Origin of the sequence: Psychrobacter communis (genome assembly GCF_014836505.1) — a bacterium.
Lineage (GTDB): Bacteria > Pseudomonadota > Gammaproteobacteria > Pseudomonadales > Moraxellaceae > Psychrobacter > Psychrobacter faecalis.
This window is the reverse complement of record NZ_JACSQR010000002.1, coordinates 1-24,428: the sequence shown is the minus strand read 5'-3', so window position 1 is coordinate 24,428 and position 24,428 is coordinate 1. Positions and strand designations below refer to the sequence as shown.

Here is a 24,428-nt window from a genome sequence, read left to right as displayed (position 1 = left end):
TATTACGATTGATGACTAAACTAACGGCTTCAAGTTTAATTCTCCAGCTTTACTAAACAGTCAGAATTAATATCAGCAATCGTTTTGGCACCAGTCAAGGTCATTGCGACGCGTATTTCTTTATCTAGCAGTTCTAACAAATTGCTTACCCCTGCACCGCCATCCGCTGCTAAAGCATAAATAAAAGCGCGCCCTAGCATGCAAATATCAGCGCCCAAAGCCAACATACGCACAATATCTAAGCCATTACGTATACCAGAGTCGGCTAAAATTTTAATCTCTCCTTTAACTGCATCGGCAATAGGAGGCAGAGCACGTGCACTGGATAAAACACCGTCCAGCTGTCGCCCACCATGATTCGATACGACTATGCCGTCGGCTCCAAAACGCACCGCATCTTTGGCATCTTCTGGGTCCAAAATACCTTTGATGACCATAGGCCCATCCCAGTACTCGCGAATCCAATCTAAATCTTTCCAAGAAATAGAGGGGTCAAAGTTATTACCTAGCCAGCCTATATAGTCTTCCAATCCTGTTGGCTTACCTAAATAAGTAGAGATATTGCCCAGATCGTGCGGACGGCCATTTAGCCCTACATCCCATGCCCATTGCGGATGCGTCATAGACTGTAAGTAACGGCGCATAGCAGCATTTTTACCGCTCATACCAGAGTGCATATCTCGGTAGCGTGCCCCTGGTACTGGCATATCTACCGTAAAAACCAAGGTCGAACACCCCGCCGCTTTGGCACGCTCCAAGGCATTTTTCATAAAACCTCGGTCCTTTAATACATAAAGCTGAAACCACATCGGACGGTTAATTTTAGGCGCTACTTCTTCAATCGGACAAACCGAAACTGTCGACATGGTAAACGGAATGCCTTTTTGATCGGCTGCCATAGCGGCCTGCACTTCTCCGCGGCGGGCATACATACCTGTCAGACCCACGGGTGACAACGCGACAGGCATAGACAGAGTTTCATTAAATAACTGCGTCTCGAGACTAAGCAGTGACATATCATTTAGTACACGTTGTCTAAGGGCAATTTTCGATAAATCTTCAACATTATGTTTTAAGGTATATTCCTCATAAGCACCGCCATCTATATAATGAAATAGAAATGGTGGCAGTCGGCGCTTGGCAGCAGCCCTGTAGTCGTTTGGAGATGAAATAATCATACGCTTGCCCTTATTCTGTTAAATATCTATGTAATATTTTTGAATCTCTAATTATTTATTGATTAGTGCTAAACGATGGATGCAATTGGCTTATTTTTGAAGCGGCAAGCTCAACCCACACTCACTATTACACACAGCACGAGCAGTTACGTTTGGTTTTCGACATTTTACCGATGCCGGGATTAAAGCTATTGGTTGGGTCTAGGCTTTTATAGAAATTCTGCAAATCAGGCTCTGCTTCGTATAGATGCCCTACATTATGCTCAGCAGGATATTTGGCTCCGCGTGCGCTCAATAGCTCTAACATCATCTTTTTAACAAGGTGTGCATCACTGCCCTTCTTCAAAATATAATCTTGATGAAACACATAGCAAAAGAAGTGTCCGTAATACAGCTTCATCTCTAAGTGTTTTTCAATTTCTTCAGGTAGGGTTTCAAGCCATTCTAATTCATTACGCGGTATGGCAATATCTAATGCCAATATCTCACCAACTTCTTTTTCATGTATGATTTCATAGCGTAATGCGGCACCGGCTGCCGCAAAACGATTTAAAAGCGCGCTTTCTGACTCTTCCTGGCTACATTCAAAATAGTTACCCGTGTCTGAAGCAGCAAAGAAGGTCTTCAGAAAATCCTGTGCCTCTGCTATCCCTTCATCACTCATTTTTAAGATTAGGTGATGCTCATATTGTTCACGATACTCAATCATGCGCTTCGGTAAATGCTTTGGAAATAGAGTAGCGATGAACTGCATGACTTTGTCAGTAAAATGCTTTGGCATCCATGACCACTTATGAAATTTAGCGTCAATAGCGCCTTTGATAGAAAACAATCTAGGTAAGGCATCTGTGCCGAGATGCTTAATACTTAGGAACGTGTCTTTACCGTATTTAGCGGAGACATCAAATATATCACGATGCATATACTCGCCCACTTCAGGGATATTGTCGAAGCTTGATAGTATCTGCCTTCTGAGCTGTGCAAGCTCACTCACACTGTTAGTGCCTATGTAAAAGGTTTTCTCTTTTGCCGCTATTGGATAAGTGTCAAGACGTACTGCAAACACCGCAAGCTTGCCAGCGCAGCCACTGGCTTCATACAGTCTGCGCTTGTCCGCATTAAAGCGACTGGGCGTGCTTGCATCAACGTCTTTTACTCTGGCGATGTACTCTTTGTCAGATGCGAGCTTGCCACTATCAGGTAATTCTCTTTTATCAAAATTACCATTTTGCAAATTAGTCAGTATTTCTTCTGGCGTATCACCTAGCTCTACGTCTAGATGATTAACCAATACCAGCTGTCCTTGTTCGTTTATTTGGGCAAACAACGCAAGCTCGGTATAGGCGGGCCCTCTTTTGACCAAAGCCCCACCAGAGTTATTAGATATACCGCCAATAATAGACGCGCCTAACGTCGAGGAACCGATGACGGAATGAGGCGCTCTATTGACAGCATTAAGCTGACTTTGTAGCTGATGCAATGTCGCACCAGGCAAGCTGATCACTTGCTCGTTGTCATTCACCAAATACAACTGGTTCATTGCAAGCGTATTAATCACCACAACTGGTCTATCGTAGTCATTACCGCTCGGTGTTGAGCCTTCAGTCAGACCTGTCTTAGCCGCTTGCATGATAATGATGCAGTCGCCTTCAACGCATATTTCTAGGCTACGCCAAATCTCCAGCAGTGTTTGCGGAAATAAAACGGCTAAGGCACTGCCACCACCAGAGCGCCACCCCATTCTATAGTGCTCATTTTTCTCTGGATCAGCCTGTACATTACTAGCACCCAGTAATTGTGTTAGCTTGTCTAGTACTTGATCAGGACTAAGCATGCCTTGAGAATCGCGATTTGACGAAGATATATGATGCTCCTTATCTTGTGATTGTGTGTCATTCATCATGCTAAGGGCCCTTGAAAACCAAAAATGTAAATGGCGGCCATGACGATGATGCCACAGAACAACACATAGTATATGGTGGGTAAAATAGTACGCCTAAGTGTGGCGCCCTCCATACCAAGTAAACCCACCGTTGCTGATGCAGCCACCACGTTATGTATGGCAACCATATTACCGGCTGCGGCACCAACAGCTTGAGACGCTATGATTAAAGAAGGTGAAATACGTAGGCTCACCGCCGCTTCATACTGAAATTGACTAAACATCATGTTAGAAACGGTATTAGAACCCGCGATAAAGGCCCCTAGTGCACCAATGGTAGAACTAATTAACGGAAAAGCGTTGCCAAAAGTACCCGCAAACAACTCGGCACTGGCGACTGGCATACTCGCCACATCTGATAAGTTTACCCCTGAATTGATAAAGATTCTGACCATTGGAATCGTAAAAACCAGTACAAAACCAGCTCCTAAGACCGTTTTAGTTGATTCTTTAAAGGCATTATTTAGTGCACTACCTGGTTTTTTAGTTTGCAGAGCAGCGGCAACCAAGGCGCTTATTACTAACAAGCCTCCAGGTAAGTACAGAGGACTAAAACTAGCGCTTACATCTGCCTCTCCTAAAACCGTCGTAAAATCTAACGTTGCACTGGTTAATAAGGATTCAAATCCAGCGAATACTCTTGAGCACACCAGTAAGACTGCAACGAGTAAATAAGGGAACCACGCCATAACCGCAGACATCTTTTTACTGGTTAAATCAAGCGTCACATCTTCTTTACTGACCACCAGTTTACCCATCCATTCGCTTGGCCAGTTTTTCTGAGGCGCAAAATCCCAAGTTGTTTTTGGGACTAAAAACCCTCTTTTAGCAGCGTTTACAACAATGGCTATACTAACTAAACCTCCGACCAGTGAAGGAAACTCTGGCCCTAAAAAAACACCGGTTATCATATAAGGGATTGTAAATGCCAAGCCTGCAAAAATCGCAAACGGCCAAATAGCGAAGCCTTCTTTCCAGCTTTTATTCTTACCAAAAAAGCGGGTGAGCATCATCACCATAAAAAGTGGCATAAACGTACCAATGACACCATGCATGATAGCCACTTGACTGGTAATCAGTTGTAAAAAGTCGCCCCACTGTAGTCCTTCTTGTGCCAGTTGAGCGCTAATGGCCGCTTTATCTAACCCATTATTTACCCCAATAACGATAGGCGTACCGACCGCACCAAATGATACAGGTGTACTTTGTATCATCATTCCCATCAACACCGCACCCAGCGCTGGAAATCCTATCGCCACCAGCAAAGGCGCAGCAATAGCGGCAGCTGTACCAAAACCTGAGGCACCCTCAAGAAAGCAGCCAAAGCACCATGCAATAATAATGGCTTGCACACGCCTATCTGGCGATACATTGGTAAACCCAGCACGGATAACGGCGATTGCACCAGTATGTTTTAATGTATTCAACAGAAAAATAGCACCAAAGACAATCCACAACACCGAGACAGTTATCACCAAACCCTGAATAATAGATGATGACACTCGGTTAAGCGTCATATCCCATATAAAAATGGCAAGCGCAGCGGTAACAACTAAAATGATAGGCATTGTTTTTTTAGCTGACCATTGCAAGCCTATAAGAAAAATACCACAGAGAACGATTGGCAGTAATGCCAAAAGCCCATATATTGTTTGATTCAAAATTACATCCTTTTGATTGTGCGATCTTCCCTGAACCAAGTCATCGCAGCCTTTATTTTGACGACTCAATGATGACTAAGTTGTATTAAACATTCACAAACAGGGACTGCTAATTTATCCAAGCCGTCTTGTAGACAAAACCGAGCACGACTTGCGACAGTCTATGGCCCATGTTCAAAAAGCCCTAAAATAGTCTACGCCTTGTTAATTAATTGATATATTGCATCAATGGACAATATTATTTTCCTTTTTTGCTATAATCTAATCCGCATTACGCCAATTGGAGCACAAGTATGGTCAAAGCTGACGATATGGTTTTATTTGTCCAAGTTGTTGAGGAAGGGTCATTTTCTAAAGTCGCTGAAAAGCTATCATTAACCAATTCAGTAGTGAGCAAGCGCATTGCAAGATTAGAAGAGAACTTAAATACTCAACTCATTTATAGAACCACTAGAAAGTTGAGCTTAACCGATGCCGGCAGGACGCTTTACGACAAAGCTAAAATTGCTAAACATGCCTTTCAGGAAGCTGAAGATGCAGTAACGGGTTACGGCGAAGATATGAAAGGCCATATACGTATAACCCTGCCTGTGGTCTCTGCGAATTTCATATTGAGCGAATCTATTGCTGAATTCTGTAAACAACACCCTGAAGTATCGGTAGAGTTACAAATTACCAATCGATTGGTTGACTTGATAGAGGAAGGATTTGATTTGGCAATAAGGACCGCTGAGCTTGAAGACTCATCGCTCATTGCAAGACGTCTTATAGATAGCCGATGGGTGATATGTGCGACGCCAGACTATTTAAAGCGATATGGTACGCCTCAAACCCCTGAAGAATTAGACAATCATGAGTGCATAATCTATAAGTTAGATAATACCTCTAACAACATATGGCCAGTATGTATAGACGGCACAGAGCAATTAATGCCTGTCCATGGTAGGTTTCATAGCAATCATCTTAGTGCGATTAAACAAGCCACGCTCAGCGATTTAGGCATTGCTTTTTTGCCCCAAGCGTTGGTCCATGAGGAGATACAACAACATACACTTACTCAGATTTTGCAACGGTTTACACGAAAGGAACTGGGCATGTATGCAGTATATCCTAAGGCCAGGCAACCAGATCAAAAGTTAAAACTGCTCGTTGCACATTTGCGAGACTCATTACATCGGAAACAGGCTTACTACTGCTAAGTAAAAAGCCTATTTTGATGTCTATAAAAAGATGAATGAAATAAAAAAGCTAATAGAGCCTTTCCTAAAAACTGTGTAACTGCTTATAATCCAATAACAGGAGAATAAGCAATGACTACTCAATCTGACATTAAAAAGCTGGCTGAGCAAATGGCTGGTAGCATGAATAGCTTTGATGACATCAAAGACTTTCAGAAGCAGCTCATGCAATCCTTCATCGATACTGCTTTAGAGGCTGAGATGGAAGACCATCTCGGCTACCCCAAGCATGAGAAAGCAGACAAGCCTAATAAGCGCAACGGTCATACTAAAAAGACCGTCCGTAGCGACACAGGCGACCTTGAGATCTCCACGCCAAGAGACCGCGGTGGCAGCTTTGAACCTACACTAGTGCGCAAGCATCAAACCCGTATTAGTGGCCTTGATGACAAAATCATATTTCACTACAGGCATAGCCTTACGTCTTGCGCTTCGGGCAAGTGTCTCCCAGACACTTGCTGATCCTCGCTCATACGCCAAAGGTCAAACCACCACTGAGATTGTAGAGAGTATCAAAGAGCTTTACGACGTCGATATCTCAAGCTCTCTTGTCTCAAGAGTCACTAACAACATCATAGACGACATCACCGCATGGCAGAACCGGCCGTTAAGCAGTGTTTATCCTATTGTCTATTTAGACTGTATTGTCGTCAAAGTACGTCAAGATAAGCAGATTATCAACAAGGCAATCTATCTGGCGCTAGGCGTGGGACTTGATGGTAGAAAAGAGCTGCTTGGCATGTGGCTATCAGAGAATGAAGGCGCTAAGTTCTGGCTTGGCGTTCTCACTGAACTACAAAACCGCGGGGTACAAGATATCCTAATCGCTTGTGTTGATGGTCTAAAGGGCTTCCCTGATGCCATCAATACCGTTTATCCCAAAGCCAAGGTTCAGCTGTGTATCGTACATATGGTGCGCTATTCGATGAAGTTTGTACCTTGGACAGATAAGAAGGCAATAGCGGCTGATTTAAAAGCCATCTACGGCGCTGATACGCTTGAGATGGCAGAGGCCAACCTTGAGCACTTTGATGAAGTATGGGGCAAAGAGTACCCGCATGTCATCAAGTCTTGGCGTAATAACTGGGAGGGCTTAACGGTGTTCTTTGGTTATCCTAAAGACATCAGAAAAGCCATCTATACCACCAATGCGATAGAGTCGCTAAACAGTGTGATTCGAACGGCGGTGAATAAGCGTAAGGTGTTTCCCTCTGATCAGGCAGCATTCAAGGTAGTCTACCTAGCAACTCAGCAAGCATCCAAAAAGTGGTCGATGCCGATTCGTAACTGGACGTCTGCTCTGAATCGCTTTATGATTATGTTTGATGATCGTATAAGCAGGCATTTAATCTAAATGGCAGTTACACAGAATCTGAGATGGGCTCGTTACCGTTCAAATAACCATTGTAATCATCACTAGTATAATTACTAACTGATATACTCGGGGCGGTTCAATAACCTTAAATGATTAAGTCAATCTAAAATATTCTTAGACACGTTGCCCGTAGCATTGAACTCTAAAAAGCATTGTTTCACTACTTATAAATAGCTAATAACCGTTGTGGAATTATGAAGTTCTCCATTAACATACTCCCAATCCTCTTTGGAGGCGTCTGGATTATACGCTGTTCTAACATCTAAATTCCCTTAATTATCATAGTCTAACAGTATTAAAAGACATCTCCCATTTGCTAGATAGATAGTTAGATTCAACAGTTCAACCTCTTTTTCTGCGAGCTCATTTTCTATTGTTATCTTCCCTCTACAATAAGCGTTTGACTTGGCTTATCAATCATACGTAACTGGTTTATTTCCCTTGCCTTCTTTACCTGAATATCCAGAAATAGTTACTGATACCAGATACCATCTCCGCCTTTTCTAGCCATTGCTGCATTGTCAGCTTTACAGTAATCGCATACATTAATAAATGAGGATTATCGTACTCAGTCTAAGTTGAATATTAAGGTTCATGAACCATTTATTTTTATATTGACTATAGGTCATTGTTTTTACTAGATAATTATCTATTTTAACTCGCGAACCCAACTTTAGGTAGCCATAAGTTAAATAGACTGTTTTAGAGTCACTGATAGCATGGGTTTTGAGCGTCGGATAAAGTCCGACATATCCTACTAATATGCGTATCAGCCTGTCTTTCAAACTTTTATTCATTGCGTCTACCAACTGATAAATACTGACAAATAAAATATCTTTAGAATTATGTGCATTTTTACAGTGTCATCGTACCGCTTATACCCATCGCTTACTGCGGTGAAAACAAGGCCGTGATCGACCTTGTTTTATGCACTACTTTTTTGACTATTCTTGATAGCGAGGATAATCACTATAGCCAATGGCAGTGCCACCATACATCGTGGCAGGATCTGCCTCATTGAGTGGCCAATGATTGGCTATGCGTTCAGGTAAATCGGGATTAGCAATAAAAGGACGACCAAAAGCAAATAAATCCCCATAACCTTTAGATAATATATCGACCGACTTCTGCACAGTGTACTTACCGGCATAAATAATACGTCCTGAAAACTCAGCTCTGACCGCTTGATAAAAAGGCTCTGGCAAATCAGGCGCATTATCCCAATCAGCCTCTGCAATGGATAAGTAAGCAATGCCCGCCTGTTCAAGTACTTTAATCGCTTCAATATAGGTATGATGAGGGTCTGCTTCTACTAAGCCTAGATACACACGAGTCTCATCCGTGCTGGCAAATAAAGGCGCAAAACGTACGCCTAAACGATCAGCGCCAACCACTTCACTGACGGCGGCAACCACTTCTTTTAAAAAACGCAGACGATTGGTCAACGAACCACCATATTGATCATCACGTGTATTGCTATGCTCAGAGATAAATTGATTGACCAAATACCCATTGGCACAGTGTAGCTCTACCCCATCAAAACCTGCTTCTAGTGCGTTGCGCGCGGCTTGTGCATACATAGCGACCAATTCACCCACTTCTTCTGTGCTCAGTGCCCGTGGCTCACTTGGGTCGGCTAAAGCGCCCTCGCCTGGACCTGTCTCAATAAACACTTTGACGTTAGTGGCAGTAATGGCAGATGGAGCGATAGGCTGCGCTTGATTGGGTTGTAAGCTGGTATGAGACACGCGGCCAACGTGCCACAGCTGCGCAAAAATAATACTGCCTTTAGCATGTACTGCTTGCGTGACTTTTTTCCAGCCTTCAATTTGCGCTGGTGAATGAATCCCGGGCGTCCACGCGTAGCCTTGGCCACGCGGCTCAATCTGTGTACCTTCAGTCACCATAAAACCTGCTGAGGCACGCTGTGCATAATAGCTTGCCATTAAATCATTAGGGATATTGTCAGGTTGCGTGCTACGAGAGCGCGTCAAAGGCGGCATCACGATACGGTTTTTAAGGGTATAAGGTCCAAGTTGTACAGATGAAAATAACGCACTGGTATTTTTCATTTTTGGCACATTTAGCATAGCTTGTTTCATAACACTCTCTTTTAAAGCAAACGGATAGGCGTATTTTTTGAGCCACTGAATCTATTTTTAGGTTTAATGGGCTGCTTAAGTAATGTTGGTTAGCATAGAGTTTTGTAGGTACAATTAGAAACAAGCCTTTCTTGTCTAGGGTACAACTATTAATGGTAAGTGTTATGAATGGTATGAATCGGCTAGATATCAAGCAGCTTAGAGTATTGCAGGCACTACTTGATCTAAAAAATCTCTCGCAAGTTGCGCGCAAAATGGGACTGACGCAACAAGCGATTAGTGAGCAGTTGCGTAAGCTACGGGATTTGTTTGATGATCGTTTGTTTATTCGTCAAGGCAATAGCATGGTGGCAACACCAAAAGCACTAGCAATGCGGCAGCCGATTGACGAGATATTAAAACAGTTGGAAGTATTGTTAGAGCCAGAAGTGTTTACGCCGCAAACCTACAAAGGCGTCTTTACGATTAGTGCAACCGACTATGCGACGCAGGCATTATTGCCGCAGTTATTTAGTATCACACGCTGTGAAGCGCCTCATTTAAAGCTGATAGTGAGAGATTTTGCATCAGACAATATCAATCAGCTGATTGCGGCAGGCGAACTTGATTTACTGATTACTTTTCCAGAGTTTATCCCTGACAATTTATCGTATGTGACGCTATTTGAAGAACAGCATTTATGTGTGACGGGTTATAAAAACACCTTTGCAACAGAGATATTCACACTGGCGCAAGTTGCCGCACACCCACAGCTGTTGGTATCGCCTTCGCGTGCCAATTTGCGCGGATCGCATGATCAATGGTTTGCAAAAAAAGGGCTTAAACGCCATATTGTGATGTCAGTTCCTAGCTTTTCAGCCGTGCCAGATATCCTGCACACCACCGACATGATTGCCTTTTACCCTGCGCGACTATTACCAAATAATAAAGTCAAAGAGATTGAAATCGAAGCATTACCGCCCACCTTTAAGGTAATCGCAGCATGGCATCCACGTACCAGTGACAATGGTATACATCGCTGGTTAATTGAGCAATTACGAAATTTATAGTTAAAAGATTAGCCTGTCTTAAAGTCATCTTATTGAGCATTTAGGCTAACCCTATATTTTATGCAACACTCTCAAAAGTAGGTATAAGATGTTTATCGGTGATAGATTGCTTAATATTGCAGACTGCACGCTTACCAAATGCACCAAGGTTGTAGTCTGCAAATTCATGATATAGCGTCACCACATCGCCCATAATCAGTAATGCTGGGGTTGGCAATTTCGCTTCGGCTTGCTGCTTAGCGATACTATCAAGCGTACCGATGAGCAGTTGCTGCGTGGGCAAGCTGGCATGGCTAATCACCGCAAAAGGCGTTTCGCTATCTCGTCCCGCTGCTATTAACCCTTCGGTCAATTCATCTAGCTGATGCAATCCCATATAAAAAACGACGGTTTGGGTGCTATCTAAATGCTCGTCATAGTTATTGTTGGGCGCTCCTGATTTCTTATATGCCGTTACAAACTTCACTGTCTGCGCATGGTCTCGATGCGTCAATGGAATACCTGTACTACTAGCAGCGGCACTGGCGGCAGTAATACCGGGAATAGATTCAAAAAAGATACCATGGCGTACCACTTCTTGAAGCTCCTCTCCGCCGCGCGCAAAGATAAAAGGGTCGCCGCCTTTAAGTCTTACAACTGTTTTACCTGCCAGTGCGTGCTTGACCAGCAGCTCATTGATGCCTTCTTGCGGCAGCGCATGATTGGCTCGGCGTTTACCGACGAATATCTTCTCTGCTGTTGGTTCGCACATATCCAAGATATCCTCTGAGACCAAACTATCATAAAGCACCACATCAGCGCTCTGCATGATTCGCAAAGCTTTTAGTGTGAGCAGCTCAGGATCACCAGAGCCTGCACCGACTAAATGCACAGTACCTACTTTTGTAGCTGCTATATTTAATGGCGCGTTTAGTGTATTGACGACACACTTTTTATTAGATAAATCGTTTGGAGGTAGTGTTGCGATAAAGGCAGATGAATCCGTCATGACGGTGACTCCTAATGATGCTGTTAGTGCAATATACGGTGCAAGCCCCATGCCATATTGATCAATTGGTTGTATTTCATAAGGCGGCTATAAGGAAGTTATAAGACAGCTATGACGCATACTCCTCAATAAGCGCATTGATTTGACCCACACACGAGCCGCAATTGGTACCAGCACGGCACGCTTCGCCCACTGCTTGTGCGCTATGACACTGCTGCTTGGCGATTGCATTGACAATAATGTTTTCTCCGACTGCCATGCAAGAGCACACCAACGGACCTGGATCGATATAGCCGGTAGCTGGACGGCCTGCCAGCAACCATTTATAACGCTGCTGTACTGGTATGGCATCGGTACTGGCAAAGCAGATGTCAAGCCAATGTGTACTAGGCAAATACATCACTTTTGGTGCAAAATAAATGGCTAATAGCAGCTGATCACTCGGCATAGCAGAGTCTAAAGGACTTGGTATATGGTCTAACGCCTCACTCCTCACCTCCGACTGAGTCGAGATAAAGCGTAGTTGCTTCTCTGGTTTACTCAAGGTGAAAGCGCTATTAACCGTCAGAGTATCGTCAGCATTGTCAATCAACAATCTTTCTGATACAGACTTTTGATAGTCATCGATAAACTGCTGCCAAAATTTAGGGTCAAGCAACTGCCTAGCTGTGCGCTCGGCTGGGCTGGCAAGAGTAATGAGCACACTATTGGCTTGCCTGCTGATACTCCATGTCAGCGCTGGTAGTGAGAGAGACGAACATGCACCATTTAACTCAAAATTTGCAGACGCTGTTTGCGACTCACCCGCTATTGCTTTCTTCTTAAAATGAGCAGTCATCGCACGCAAGTGCACTAATATGGTGTCCTGCAAATCAGGATGCACCATAATCTTGCCAAGTGTCTGCATAGGCACGGCGCTCATGCGAATCGCTGAGTTTTTTAGCTCAGGCTGTCCTGAATATTGATCTACAAATGTCGGGATGAGCGTCCCTACCCGTGCAAAGCTAGCAAAGGCATTACTCCAGTGTATGGGCATAAAGGCATCACCAACACGCATACTATCACTGATGGCGATTTGCGCTAAAACCGTTTGCTCGATATTCTCATTATCTGTATCGGCATTTTTACTAACATTATTCGTATCAATAGTTGTTGCCTCACTATTCGGCAGGATCTGCTCATAGCGAGAATGTAGCTGCACATAGTCGCCCTTTTCAACACCGAGTTGTTTGGCTTCATTAGGATGGACAGTCAGCGTCGGCACAGATTCATGTTGATTGAGCTGTGGCGACAGCCCTGTGCGTGTCATGGTATGCCACTGATCTCGTAGTCTGCCCGTAATCAGGCGTAGATTCACGGTTGAGGGGTCGAAGTCAGTGTTATGCCGCTTATCTCTATTCTTAACATCGCTCTTATTCGAGTTTTGCCGACGTTGATGTTGATGGAAGTGATGAAAATTAGGCAGGCTAGCACTATCTGAAGGCGTAATAGCAATGAGGTTTACTTGAGTGGGTGTAATACGCGCGCCACCCCACTGAAAGGGGGGTATTACCTCATAGTCAGCGCGACTTAGAACTGGCATTGGTAAGTCTTTAGCCAAATTGAGATAGCGCGGTTGATTGTTTTTTGATGCTGATTGACTAGGGTTGTTCTTAAAAGCAGTGAGCGCCACGTACTCATTAAATATCTCACTAGGATGATCATAATCAAACCCTGATAGCCCCATACGCCTCGCCACTTGCGAGAGTATCCACCAATCAGGTTTGGCAAGACCGAGTGCAGGCTTTACAGCGCGTTGTCTTGATATTCGTCGCTCAGAATTGGTGACTGTGCCTGACTTTTCACCCCAACCTTGGGCAGGTAATACAATATCTGCGCACTTAACCGTATCACTGTCTACCGAGCAGTCAGAGACAATGACCAAGTCACAAGCCGCTAATGCATGGCGAAATTTATCCGCGTCAGGTAAGCTCACGACCGGATTGGTTGCCATAACCCAAATGGCTTTAATCCGCCCATCTAAGATAGCATCGGCAGCATCGCACGCTTTGACGCCTACTTCTGCAGTAATAGGCTGAGGTGCCTGCCAAAAGTCAGCCACCAGTTGACGATGAACACTATTACTCAAATCTAAATGTGCCGCCAGCAAATTAGCCAGCGCGCCTACTTCTCGACCGCCCATGGCATTTGGCTGACCAGTGAGTGAAAAAGGACTGGCACCCGGTTTGCCCACTCGTCCCGTAAGCAGATGGGTGTTGATAATGGCATTAACCTTATCAGTGCCACTCTTTGACTGGTTGACGCCCATACTAAACGCAGTTACTGTTTTGTCATGAGCTGCGACTAGCTGATAAAATTCAAGGATACTGTCGATACTGACTTGGCAAGCTTGAGCAACTTTTTCAATGCTCCAGACGTTGGCTGCCGCTAAAGCATCATCAACACCATGACCATGCTCGATATAACCTATATCAGCGCAGCTGTGTTCGCTAAGATAATGTAATAAACCATTGTATAAATGCGTATCGGTGCCCGCTGCTATCGGTAGATGCAAATCGGCAAACTCACAGGAATCGGTACGACGTGGGTCAATGGCAATCAGTTTTTTACTGGGATCAGCCTTTTTGGCGGCCAAAAAGCGTCCAAACAAAATAGGGTGACACCATGCCATGTTTGAGCCCACCAGCACCAATAAATCGCAGGCCTCTAAGTCCTCATAATTACCGAGGACTAAATCTGCGCCAAAGGCACGTTTGTGTCCTGCTACCGCCGATGACATACACAGTCGTGAGTTGGAGTCGATATTATTATTACCGATAAAGCCTTTTATAAACTTATTGGCAACGTAGTAATCCTCAGTGAGCAGCTGCCCTGAGACATAGAACATAATGCTGTCGCGACCGTGCTTGGTGATAGTTTCATTTAAGCGAGTAGCGATATCATCTAGAACACTATTCCAATCGGTCGGCACGGTAGAGGCTAGATTGTTCAGTGCTGCGGTAGCGCTATAAGCATGAGAGTGGTAAGTTATGGGTTGCTGTTGTGCCATCGATGCTAGTTTATTTTGATAATAAGGCTCAGTTAAGCGGCGCTCGCTGCCTAAGGTTTGTGCCAGCGCACTGCCCTTTGAGCATAGTTTACCAAAGTTAGCAGGATGTTCAGGATCTCCTTTTACGCTCACTACCCCTATCGCATCGACACTGGCTAAGACGCCACACCCTACCCCGCAGTAAGGACAAGTGGTGCGTATGGTGGATGTCATTTCTTCAGTATAAGTGGCAATAAGAGCCGTTTTTGAAGGATTGATCATGTCATCAGATTTGTTATTAGATCGACGTATACGACTTTCTAATTCTTGACTAGCATTCGGTTTATTACTCAAGATCACTTCACTCATGACGCCGCTCCTACTATGTCTGCTGCGCTTAATAAATCCAGATCGCTATCGTTATCCATGTCTCCGTTAGCCTCACTATCTGTCGTTACCTTCTCCAAATCACAGTAAGCCTCGCCAAATATTAAATCCGCTTTTATAGGCGCGATATCACTATTGCTGTTGATCAGCTGGCTATAGAAACTGCCCTCATTGACCTCACCGTAGAGTACAGCGCCGATCAGTTTATTGTTTCTAAGGTAAAGGCAATGATAGTGATTTATACTGGTTTGCTGATAAGTAATGGTTTCGATAGCTGCCGCTTCCTCCTCTTCAAAGTCGACTTGCCCTGCTGAAAAAGCACTGATGCCAGATACTTTTAGCTTTAAGGACAGCGGTGTACTGCGAAAAGGCTGCCAGTTCTCTTTAGAACCTAAGCTGTCGCCCGATAGTCGAGTGTCTTTTAGCACAGAGACTAAGGCATCCACTTGCTGATTAACAGGTGCCACCATACCGAATAGCTCACCATCCAACTCTACGCATTCGCCAACTGCATAGACATGAGGACAGCTCGTATGCATAAAGTTATCTACAAGGATGCCTCGGTTGACCTCAAGACCACAGTCTCTCGCCAGTGCTATATTAGGCATCACCCCTACTGCCATCACGATAAAATTTGCTGGCAAGATACGTCCATCTTTCAGTGATAACCCCGCCACTTCATGCTGGTCATTGACCATAATACAATCAGTAATAGCAGAGACCTCCACAGCTACGCCCCGACGAGCCAGTTCAGCTTGCAATAGCTGGGCAGCCGGTAAGTCAAGCTGCCTGTTAAGAACATAGCTATCTACATGAACGACCGTCATGTCTGCCCCTTGGGAAGCTAGCGCACAAGCGGCTTCTAATCCTAAGACACCGCCGCCAATCACCAAACCTTTTTTTCCTTGATTCGCGTATTCAATTAAAGCATTAACATCAGCTACCTCTCGGAACACATGTACGCCTGTCGCATCATGATTGGGAAAAGGTATGACTCGAGCGCTCGAACCCGTAGCGATAACCAGCTTGGCATAAACCAGCGTCTGTCCACTATCCAGCTCAATAGACTGTTGCTTGGTGTCCACAGCGGTAACAGCAGTCCCTGCTAAGACAATAATACCCAACTGTTCATAATCTGATTGCTGGTATAAATAAGTATCGTCAAAGGCACTATCTCCTGCCAGTACTGGTGATAGCATAATGCGGTTGTAGCCGACCTCCGGCTCTTTACTGATAAGGATAATCGGTAATCACCTTTGATTATTTGACGACTGACTTTGTTGGCGCGCACGTGCCAACTCAATGGCAAAACGGCTGCCTGCCATGCCAGCACCAATAATGACAATACCCGCATTTAAATGAGCATAAGACGTTGTCTGTATTGTTAATTTTGATCTATCTGATGACATGAGCAAAAAATCCCTTAGCCGCAACGCGCAGCATTAATTAATGGCGTGTCATATCATTTTTTGTGCTGAGACTGAACTTATAAAAAATAAGCCAACAGCGAAAAAATAATTATAAACTGGATAAAGCAAATGCTATGCCATACCAGTAATGGACTGCGTATGATGAGCGGCTCAGGGTCGCTAATATGGTTAGGATTGTGATTGTCAGGGTTAAAATCTTGTAAGAACTCGCCAATCGCTTGATAGCGAGCGCGGGGATTAGAATGCAGCGCACGCATTAATGCTTGCTGGCTGGCAGCGGGTACACGGTGCTGACGTAATAACTCAGTAGGTAGGGTCAATGTATGATTTTCCTGATGTGAATGCATTAACGCTTGTGAGCTAAATGGCAGCTCACCTGTTAGCAATTCATAGCCAATCACAGCTATGGAAAATAAATCAGAGTGCACACCTTTTGGTGCATCGGTGTAATATTCTGGTGCAACGTAGTGCAAATCCCCATTGGGAGGTCGCGTACTGTCTTTGAGTATAGATGAGCTGGCTGAACCGAAATCTATCAATTTGACCGCACCTGACGGTGTCAGTAGTATATTTTCAGGCTTGATATCTTGATGTAATAGATAGTTTCGATGCATCACCCGAACCGCCATACCAATCTTGGTGAGTAAGTCATAGGTCTGCCACACATCACAAGGCGCATGACGATCCATGAAATCTCTTAGACTCCCACCTTCAATATATTCGGTCAGATAATATAGATATGTACTGCTGGCTGGTATGGGGTAATAGCGCAGCAACCCTGATGAGCTAAGCGCTGAGCTCGCGTCTATATAGGGTTTTATGCCGCTGATGTCTGTGATGTCTGTGATGTCTGTAAAGTTTCGGTCGATAGATAGGGTGTTAGGATCCGCTTGATTATAGGCAGGCTCGCCTGCCCGTCTGTGCTTAGATAAGCTTAGGCCGATTTTACGCTCCTTTAAAAATTCGCGCAGATAATGACCATCGGCAATAGCACTAAGACTTGGTGACTTTAATACAAATGGATGATGGTTTTCATCTTCTACTAGATATACTTCGCTACGAGCAGTGCGGGCTATAATATGCTTGACGATAAAACCATCAATCCGCGCCCCAACTTCCAACCCCGTTAACAACTGATAACGATGGATATCATGAAGGCTAGGGTTTTCATAATCACTATTGTCCTTAGTATGAGCACTTTCGCCTGACCTAGAATTCTGCTCATTAAACGTCTGCTTATGGCGTGCTTGTATATTCATACCCAGCATTATCATACTTAAGTTGTCATGACTGCCCTCATTAAACGCTTGCTGGCATATGCTTTGGCTGACACTAAGACTATTCATCGCCCAGTCAATAGAGCTATGCTCCGACGTATCTATCGTCTGATTCGGATGACATAGCGCCCTTACTGCTGTACATAACTCGAACTGAAGCTCGGGCGCTGCAATAGACTCATAAACACCATCGGTCATCAAGGCTAAACACTCATTTTGATGCAAGGTAAACACTAACTGCTGGAGATTGACCATCGTATCCGCGCCAATAGCGGCAGATAGCGCGCCTTTATCTTGCCCATGATGAATGCGATGGTCTTTAGTAAGTACTGCCATGCTATCAATACCAATACGGTAAATACGTGAGTCGCCTGTATGAAACAGATGAATACGGTCGCCGATACATAGCAGGCCTGACAAGGTCGATAATAGTGGTGGCACGCGCTCATAGACTTGCGGGAAATAGAGGGCATCGTTGGCTTTATGGACCGTCTCCCGAATCAATATTGCAATTTGATGGTTGTCAAAGTCTATGTATGTTTCTTGACCATTGGCCTGTGTTTTATTGGCTGATTGCGCTTGGTTTTCTGCCAATACCATTTCTTGAAGTGCCTTATTTTTGAGTGCTAAGGTAAGATGGTGCGCGACAGTATTGACCACCAATTGACTGGCTTGTTTGGGAAACTGACAGGCACTGACGCCGTCTGCCATCAGCACCAATAAAGGTGCAGATGCGGCAAGCTTGTCATATGGTAAGCAGGTTGTGATTAGCAAGCTGTCTTGATTCTCGGATTTCCGCCCTTGCATGCTATGAAAATCAAGCTGCCACAGCGCCTCATTCATTTGCATATTTAGCTCACTTGTATTTGGGCAAAACTACCATCAGGCATCTCTTCGATGATGACACCTTCAGGTTCTTTTAAAAAGAACAGCGCAAAGAAGCCAATGACGGCGGTCGCTGCAATCACCATAAAGAACACCTGATAAGAGACCAGACTCAATACAGTTAAATAAACAACTGAACCAACATTCCCATAAGCACCAGTCATGCCAGCAAATTGTCCGGTCATGCTACGCTTGATCAGTGGAATGACAGCAAATACAGCGCCTTCACCCGCCTGCACAAAGAACGAGCAAAACATTGTGATGAATAGTGCCAAGGCAATCGGCCATGTTGAATCAACGATGCCCATTAATAGATAACCAACGGCTAAGCCTGCTGTCAAAATCAACAGCGTGATTTTGCGCCCAAACTTATCACTGAGCCAACCGCCGCCCGGTCGCGACATTAAATTCATAAATGCATAGCTTGAGGCCAAAACCCCTGCCATCACAATCGATAGGTTAAATGTCTCTTGATAAAAAAGTGGCAACATAGACACCACGGCAAGCTCTGAGCCAAAGGTCGCAAAGTATAAAACATTTAGGATGCCGACCTGCTTAAAATCATATTGATGCGCTTTTGGCACAGGAGTCGTAAACACCTCTTTATTAAAACGATAGCTACTGACGAACTCATAAATATATAAAACAACCAATCCGATGTAGACGATATTGACACTCGACTGACTGAGTAAGCTGACGCCAGCAGGTGATAGCTTCCATGCCAGAAGCGCTAACGCCAAATACATTGGCAGCTTAAACGTCATCATTAGCCAAAAGTCGCCTGTTGAGGTTACCATCATGGCACCAGATTTTTTGGGTTTAAAATACGTGGCACCCTTGGGAGTATCACGTACCATCTTATAAAAAAACACACTATAGAGCATCATCACCACCCCAGAGGTGGCCGTCGCATAACGCCATCCTTCATCGCCACCAAACATAGCCGCAGCAATAATAGCTACTGTTGGCAACAGCAAGGCCGCAGCAGCAGAACCAAAATTACCCCAACCGCCATAAATACCTTCAGCCGTACCCAACTCGCTTGCAGGGAACCAATCACTCATGAGACGAATGCCCACCACAAACCCTGCGCCCACAAAGCCCAAAAAGAAACGAGACAATGCCAGCGTGTTGTAATCTTGCGCAAAGGCAAAGGTAAAACAGGGAATCGCTCCAATAGCCAAAATGGCGGTATAGACGAGGCGCGGACCAAAACGATCGGTCAGCATGCCAATAATGACTCGAGCGGGAATAGTCAAAGCAACGTTTAATATCAACAAGGTTTTGACTTGGTCTTTGGTCAAGCTCAAGGTCTCACCGATGGCAGATAAGAATGGTGCGTGGTTAAACCATACAAAAAAGGTCAGAAAAAAAGCCATCCATCCAAGATGGAGTATCTTATTCTTACCAGTAAAGGAAAGGATATTAAGCTTGTTTTTATTTGGTGCAGTAGGGCTCGGTGATGGCGATGACGACATAAGCGGTTTCCTTAAATAGTGAAATTTAGGGCCAACAGGGAAAGTCGAAGAACATATTGTATTGAACGAGCTAACCTGTTAGAGCATTTAAGGGGGTGCAATGGCTGTGCCAGCTGCCGCTATGAGCCGTGTTGTGAAGATAAAATTTACCTTTGATAAAAGCGTCTATACGTTGCTATAGATGACATCCAAGTAGCTTGGATAAATTACTCATACTCTAATAGCTATATGAAAATACTAACTTTATCGAGATAAATTTAAAATCCTCACTGCTATAAAAACAAACAAATTGGTGCATAGTTTTATCTATTTTGGTGCATCTATTTTGGTGCATCTATTTTTTATATCCTCACATTCAATGAGCAAAGACTGTCTTATTTATCATGCCTATTCATATACTCGAAAATACCACGCTGCCTTAGAAAGACACTGTCATTGACACAGGCTTTCTTCTGTAGTAATCAGCCTTTCGCTTAGAAATATGGTGCTATATAAGGGTGCTTGGCACAGTTATTGAAGGTGTAATTGCTGTAAGCACTATTTAGATAAACGCATGACTAAGGATAATCACATGAGTAGCACTATAGTGAGTAAGGCAGGTAAAACTAAGTTGGTAGTGATTGGCAACGGTATGGTTGGGCATCATTTTATTGAGCGCGCCATAGAAAAAGGCTTGCATGAGCAGTTTGAAATTCATGTGTTTGCTGAAGAAAACCGTCCTGCTTACGATCGGGTGTATTTATCGAGCTACTTTGAGCATAAAGATGTCAGCAAACTCAACTTGGTTGATTTGAGCACCTATGAATCAGCCCAGATTCAGCTGCATTTGAATCAATGTATTGTAGATATCGACACCACCAATCAATACATCACCACTAAAGCTGGCGAGCAAATTGAATATAGTGAGCTGGTACTGGCAACAGGCTCATATCCGTTTGTGCCACCGATTCCAGGACGAGAGCATCGACACTGTCATGTGTATCGCACCATTGCTGATTTGGACGACATTCTTGCCATTGCTAAGCAGCCCAAAGTAAAAAGAGGCGTGGTCGTGGGTGGAGGACTACTCGGGCTTGAAGCGGCAAAAGCACTGGTCACCTTAGGATTAGAGACTTATGTGGTAGAGTTTGCCCCGCAGTTGATGGGCGTACAGCTTGATGCGGCTGGCGGCGATATTTTGAAACGAAAAATTGAAGCGCTTGGCGTCAAAGTATTGACCGGTAAAAACACCCAAGCCATTATTGATAATACCGACGCCATACATAAAAACCTGAGCACCTTTAATGAGAACCCGTGCCAGCTGACCATGCAATTCACCGATGACACCTCGCTTGATACCGATATGATCGTCTTTAGTGCCGGTATTCGTCCACAAGACGGCATTATCAAAAACAACCCTAAGTGCGCTATTGAAATGGGTGCGCGCGGCGGTATTGTAATTAATGAGCAGTGCCGTACCACGTCCAAACATGTGTATGCTATTGGCGAATGCGCGGTATGGGATAATCAAGTATTTGGCTTAGTGGCACCTGGTTATAGCATGGCGAATATTTGTGCGGCGCAAATTGCCGGAGAACAAACGCAAACCTTTACAGGCGCTGATATGAGCACCAAGCTCAAACTGATGGGCGTGGATGTAGGCAGTATCGGTGACGCACATGGCAAAAGCGCAGACAGCTTGAGCTATTTATATCAAAATCCTGCGACAGGCATCTATAAAAAACTGGTCACAACGCCTGATAACAAGCGCTTGCTTGGCGCGGTATTGGTCGGTGATACCGAAGACTATAACAATCTATTACAGCTATACCTCAATGATGTCGACTTGCCTGCCCATCCTGAGAGCTTGATTTTACCGAACGTTGAAAAACCAGCAATGGGTATAGAGAACTTACCGGATAGCGCTACGATTTGCTCATGCTACAACGTCACCAAAGGCGATATTTGCACGGCGGTTGAGAACGGTGCGTACTCCATTGCCGAAGTAAAGTCTTGTACCAGTGCAGGTACAGGCTGTGGTGGCTGTGCTCCTATGGTGAAAGACACTTTAAGCTACCAGTTAACGACCCTTGGTTTTGAGGTCAATAACGACTTATGTGAGCACTTTGCTTATACCCGTCAAGAGATCTATAGCTTGATTCGTGTTCATGGTATTAGAACTTTTGATGCGCTACTGGAGGAGCATGGTAAAGGTCATGGCTGCGAGATTTGCAAACCTACGGTCGCCTCCATCTTGGCCTCATGCTGGAATGATTATGTGCTCAAGCCTGAACTGACACCGTTGCAAGACAGCAATGACTACTATCTGGGAAATATACAAAAAGATGGCACCTATTCGGTCGTACCTCGTGTGCCGGGTGGTGAAATCACTGCTGATAAGCTGATCATCCTTGGACAAGTCGCCAAAGAATTTAATCTATATACCAAAATTACGGGTGGTCAGCGCGTGGATTTATTTGGTGCACGTCTAGACCAACTACCTGATATCTGGACACAGTTGGTGCAAGCCGGTTTTGAGACTGGTCACGCTTATGGTAAGTCGTTAAGGACGGTTAAATCCTGCGTGGGTAATAACTGGTGTCGCTACGGTGTCGATGACAGTGTCGGCTTAGCACTAAGATTAGAAGACCGCTATAAAGGCGTGCGTTCACCGCACAAGATAAAAATGGGCGTGTCTGGATGTACACGCGAGTGTGCAGAGGCACAAAGCAAGGACTTTGGTATTATCGCCACCGAAAATGGTTGGAATTTATTTGTCTGTGGTAATGGCGGTATGACCCCGCGTCATGGCGAATTGTTTGCCACTGATCTTGATAGCGATACGGTCATCAAATACATCGACCGTATTATCATGTTTTATATCAAAACAGCAGATAAGCTCCAGCGTACCTCAAAATGGCGCGAGAGCTTAGATGGCGGATTGGCGTATTTACAAGCCGTCATTGTTGAAGACAGTTTAGGCATCGCTGATGAGCTAGAGGCGCAGATGCAACTGCTGATCGACAACTATGTGTGTGAGTGGAAAGCCACCATCACCGATAGCGAAAAGCTCAAACGCTTCCGTCACTTCGTCAATAGTGAACAAGGAGATGACAATGTGGTCTTTGTCACCGAGCGCGAGCAGATCCGCCCTGCGACCGATATTGAAAAAGCTAAAATCCTAGCGACTGAGCTGTCTTAATCACCGCTTAATAACTTTCGATCATACACCAATAAGGATAATCCAATGAACCAGTATGTAGTTTGTAGATTAGAAGACATTCTCCCTGAAACTGGTGTTTGCGCACTAATAGAGGGCAAACAAGTAGCAATTTTTCGTACTAAAGACAATAAACTATTCGCGCTTGATAACTATGATCCCTTTAGTCAGGCCAATGTATTATCTAGAGGGTTAGTGGGTGGTACTACTGTTACCAACGATGGTGGCATTGATGAAGCGGTGTTGTATGTGGCTTCACCTATTTATAAGCAGCGCTTTAACATTGCTACCGGTCAGTGCTTGGATGATAACAGTGTAATGCTTGCTACTTATGATGTTGAGCTTGATATTAGTTTTGAAGGTAATGATGTGATTATAAAATATGAGCAGTTAGAAACGTCATCTACGACACTACTCGAAATAGAGGCTGTCTAAGCTGTTGGTTTACATTTACATCTGTTTTAGTCAATACTCAATAGTTGATAGACAGTGGTTGATATAATATTCAAGATTGCATAATAATCTGAGATAGGCTTTGAAATTAAAACCTTCTCAGATTATTACCTGCTTTAGTCTCATCCCGATACAAGATACTCTTAGCTTCTGCTTTAAAATCCTGTGGATTCATTTCTGTCTGAGTGGTAATGTCAGGTTTCTGGCTGGCCTGTTTCTCTGAGTCACGGAATAAGGTATTCTGCGCCTCTTATCTAAAATCATGCTCACTAAGTGCTGTTTTAACTTTTCTAGCCTTCATATTATTGATTTGCTCATCACCATTTTGCCTTTCATTTTTTGTCTCATCTCGTGGTGAAATGAAAGTAGGAATAGAATTAGGGCGTGTCTTCAATTGGATAAGGCATAAATAATAGTTACAATACCGCATCTACTGAGTCGATGCGAGAAATACAAGTTATGGCAAGAACAGCACTAACAGATACGCTTTGGGATCAATTGCAATCAACAATGACACAGCATGGCTGCTATCACACTCAAAACAGTCGAGAGGTCATGGAAGCCATACTGTGGAAACTACGCACAGGTGCGCCTTGGCGTGACATACCTAAAGAGTTGTGTTCTTGGAAAACAGCCTATAGTCGTTTCAACCGCTGGTCGAAAACTGGCTTATGGGAGAATTTTTTTTTAGCCTACGAAAAGAAGTTGATACGGAATGGGTATTCATCGACGGAAGTTATATACGGTGTCACCAGCAT

General features: G+C 44.2%; 14 protein-coding genes and 2 pseudogenes. 6 read left to right on the top strand and 10 right to left on the bottom strand.

What is annotated here, in order from left to right:
- Positions 1 to 35 precede the first annotated feature (35 nt).
- From lldD to H9653_RS01060, 3 genes are all read right to left on the bottom strand, one after another.
- Positions 36 to 1,178, bottom strand: coding sequence for an FMN-dependent L-lactate dehydrogenase LldD (gene lldD, locus H9653_RS01070; RefSeq protein ID WP_068408375.1), 1,143 nt, complete (start codon positions 1,176 to 1,178; stop codon positions 36 to 38).
- Between the two features lie 127 nt (positions 1,179 to 1,305).
- Entirely contained in the window at positions 1,306 to 3,012 is a 1,707-nt protein-coding gene (dld, locus tag H9653_RS01065; RefSeq protein WP_191690033.1) for a D-lactate dehydrogenase, read from the bottom strand.
- A 65-nt stretch (positions 3,013 to 3,077) separates the two neighbouring features.
- Entirely contained in the window at positions 3,078 to 4,781 is a 1,704-nt protein-coding gene (locus H9653_RS01060; protein ID WP_102076855.1) for an L-lactate permease, read from the bottom strand.
- 293 nt (positions 4,782 to 5,074) lie between these two features.
- Here H9653_RS01060 and H9653_RS01055 point away from each other — a divergent pair, with 293 nt between their 5' ends.
- Positions 5,075 to 5,980, top strand: coding sequence for a LysR family transcriptional regulator (locus tag H9653_RS01055; RefSeq protein ID WP_068408371.1), 906 nt, complete (start codon positions 5,075 to 5,077; stop codon positions 5,978 to 5,980).
- Between the two features lie 111 nt (positions 5,981 to 6,091).
- Positions 6,092 to 7,373: pseudogene (locus H9653_RS01050) on the top strand (IS256 family transposase).
- A gap of 965 nt (positions 7,374 to 8,338) precedes the next feature.
- On the opposite strand, the gene H9653_RS01045 reads toward H9653_RS01050, so the two are convergent.
- Positions 8,339 to 9,466, bottom strand: coding sequence for an alkene reductase (locus H9653_RS01045; RefSeq protein ID WP_191690031.1), 1,128 nt, complete (start codon positions 9,464 to 9,466; stop codon positions 8,339 to 8,341).
- Between the two features lie 194 nt (positions 9,467 to 9,660).
- Between H9653_RS01045 and H9653_RS01040 the strand changes: the two genes are divergently transcribed.
- Complete coding sequence (locus H9653_RS01040) at positions 9,661 to 10,545, top strand: LysR family transcriptional regulator (RefSeq protein WP_191689807.1); 885 nt, start codon at positions 9,661 to 9,663, stop codon at positions 10,543 to 10,545.
- A gap of 58 nt (positions 10,546 to 10,603) precedes the next feature.
- On the opposite strand, the gene cobA is transcribed toward H9653_RS01040, so the two are convergent.
- The 6 genes from cobA to H9653_RS01015 form a co-directional block, all read right to left on the bottom strand.
- Entirely contained in the window at positions 10,604 to 11,533 is a 930-nt protein-coding gene (gene cobA / locus H9653_RS01035; RefSeq protein WP_068408011.1) for a uroporphyrinogen-III C-methyltransferase, read from the bottom strand.
- 109 nt (positions 11,534 to 11,642) lie between these two features.
- Positions 11,643 to 14,930: a molybdopterin-dependent oxidoreductase gene (locus H9653_RS01030; RefSeq protein ID WP_191689805.1), complete on the bottom strand. Its 3,288-nt coding sequence runs from the start codon at positions 14,928 to 14,930 to the stop codon at positions 11,643 to 11,645.
- Positions 14,927 to 16,183 (bottom strand): NAD(P)/FAD-dependent oxidoreductase, encoded by a 1,257-nt coding sequence (locus H9653_RS12630; protein ID WP_318242140.1) that lies wholly within the window; start codon positions 16,181 to 16,183, stop codon positions 14,927 to 14,929. The genes H9653_RS01030 and H9653_RS12630 overlap by 4 nt, the downstream gene beginning before the upstream one ends.
- A 15-nt stretch (positions 16,184 to 16,198) precedes the next feature.
- A complete protein-coding gene (locus H9653_RS12425) occupies positions 16,199 to 16,357 on the bottom strand; it encodes a hypothetical protein (protein ID WP_225211543.1) in 159 nt (52 codons plus the stop codon).
- A gap of 77 nt (positions 16,358 to 16,434) precedes the next feature.
- Positions 16,435 to 18,504, bottom strand: a complete 2,070-nt coding sequence (locus tag H9653_RS01020) for a bifunctional protein-serine/threonine kinase/phosphatase (protein ID WP_191689803.1) — start codon at positions 18,502 to 18,504, stop codon at positions 16,435 to 16,437.
- A gap of 2 nt (positions 18,505 to 18,506) precedes the next feature.
- Complete coding sequence (locus H9653_RS01015; RefSeq protein ID WP_191689801.1) at positions 18,507 to 20,018, bottom strand: NarK family nitrate/nitrite MFS transporter; 1,512 nt, start codon at positions 20,016 to 20,018, stop codon at positions 18,507 to 18,509.
- Between the two features lie 571 nt (positions 20,019 to 20,589).
- Between H9653_RS01015 and nirB the strand changes: the two genes are divergently transcribed.
- From nirB to H9653_RS01000, 3 genes and pseudogenes are all read left to right on the top strand, one after another.
- Positions 20,590 to 23,199 carry a nitrite reductase large subunit NirB gene (nirB, locus tag H9653_RS01010; RefSeq protein ID WP_191689799.1) on the top strand — a complete coding sequence of 870 codons (2,610 nt, stop codon included), beginning with the start codon at positions 20,590 to 20,592 and terminating at the stop codon, positions 23,197 to 23,199.
- A gap of 45 nt (positions 23,200 to 23,244) precedes the next feature.
- Positions 23,245 to 23,652: a nitrite reductase small subunit NirD gene (gene nirD, locus H9653_RS01005; RefSeq protein WP_068408020.1), complete on the top strand. Its 408-nt coding sequence runs from the start codon at positions 23,245 to 23,247 to the stop codon at positions 23,650 to 23,652.
- A gap of 477 nt (positions 23,653 to 24,129) precedes the next feature.
- A pseudogene (locus tag H9653_RS01000) lies at positions 24,130 to 24,428 on the top strand (transposase); the annotation flags it as partial.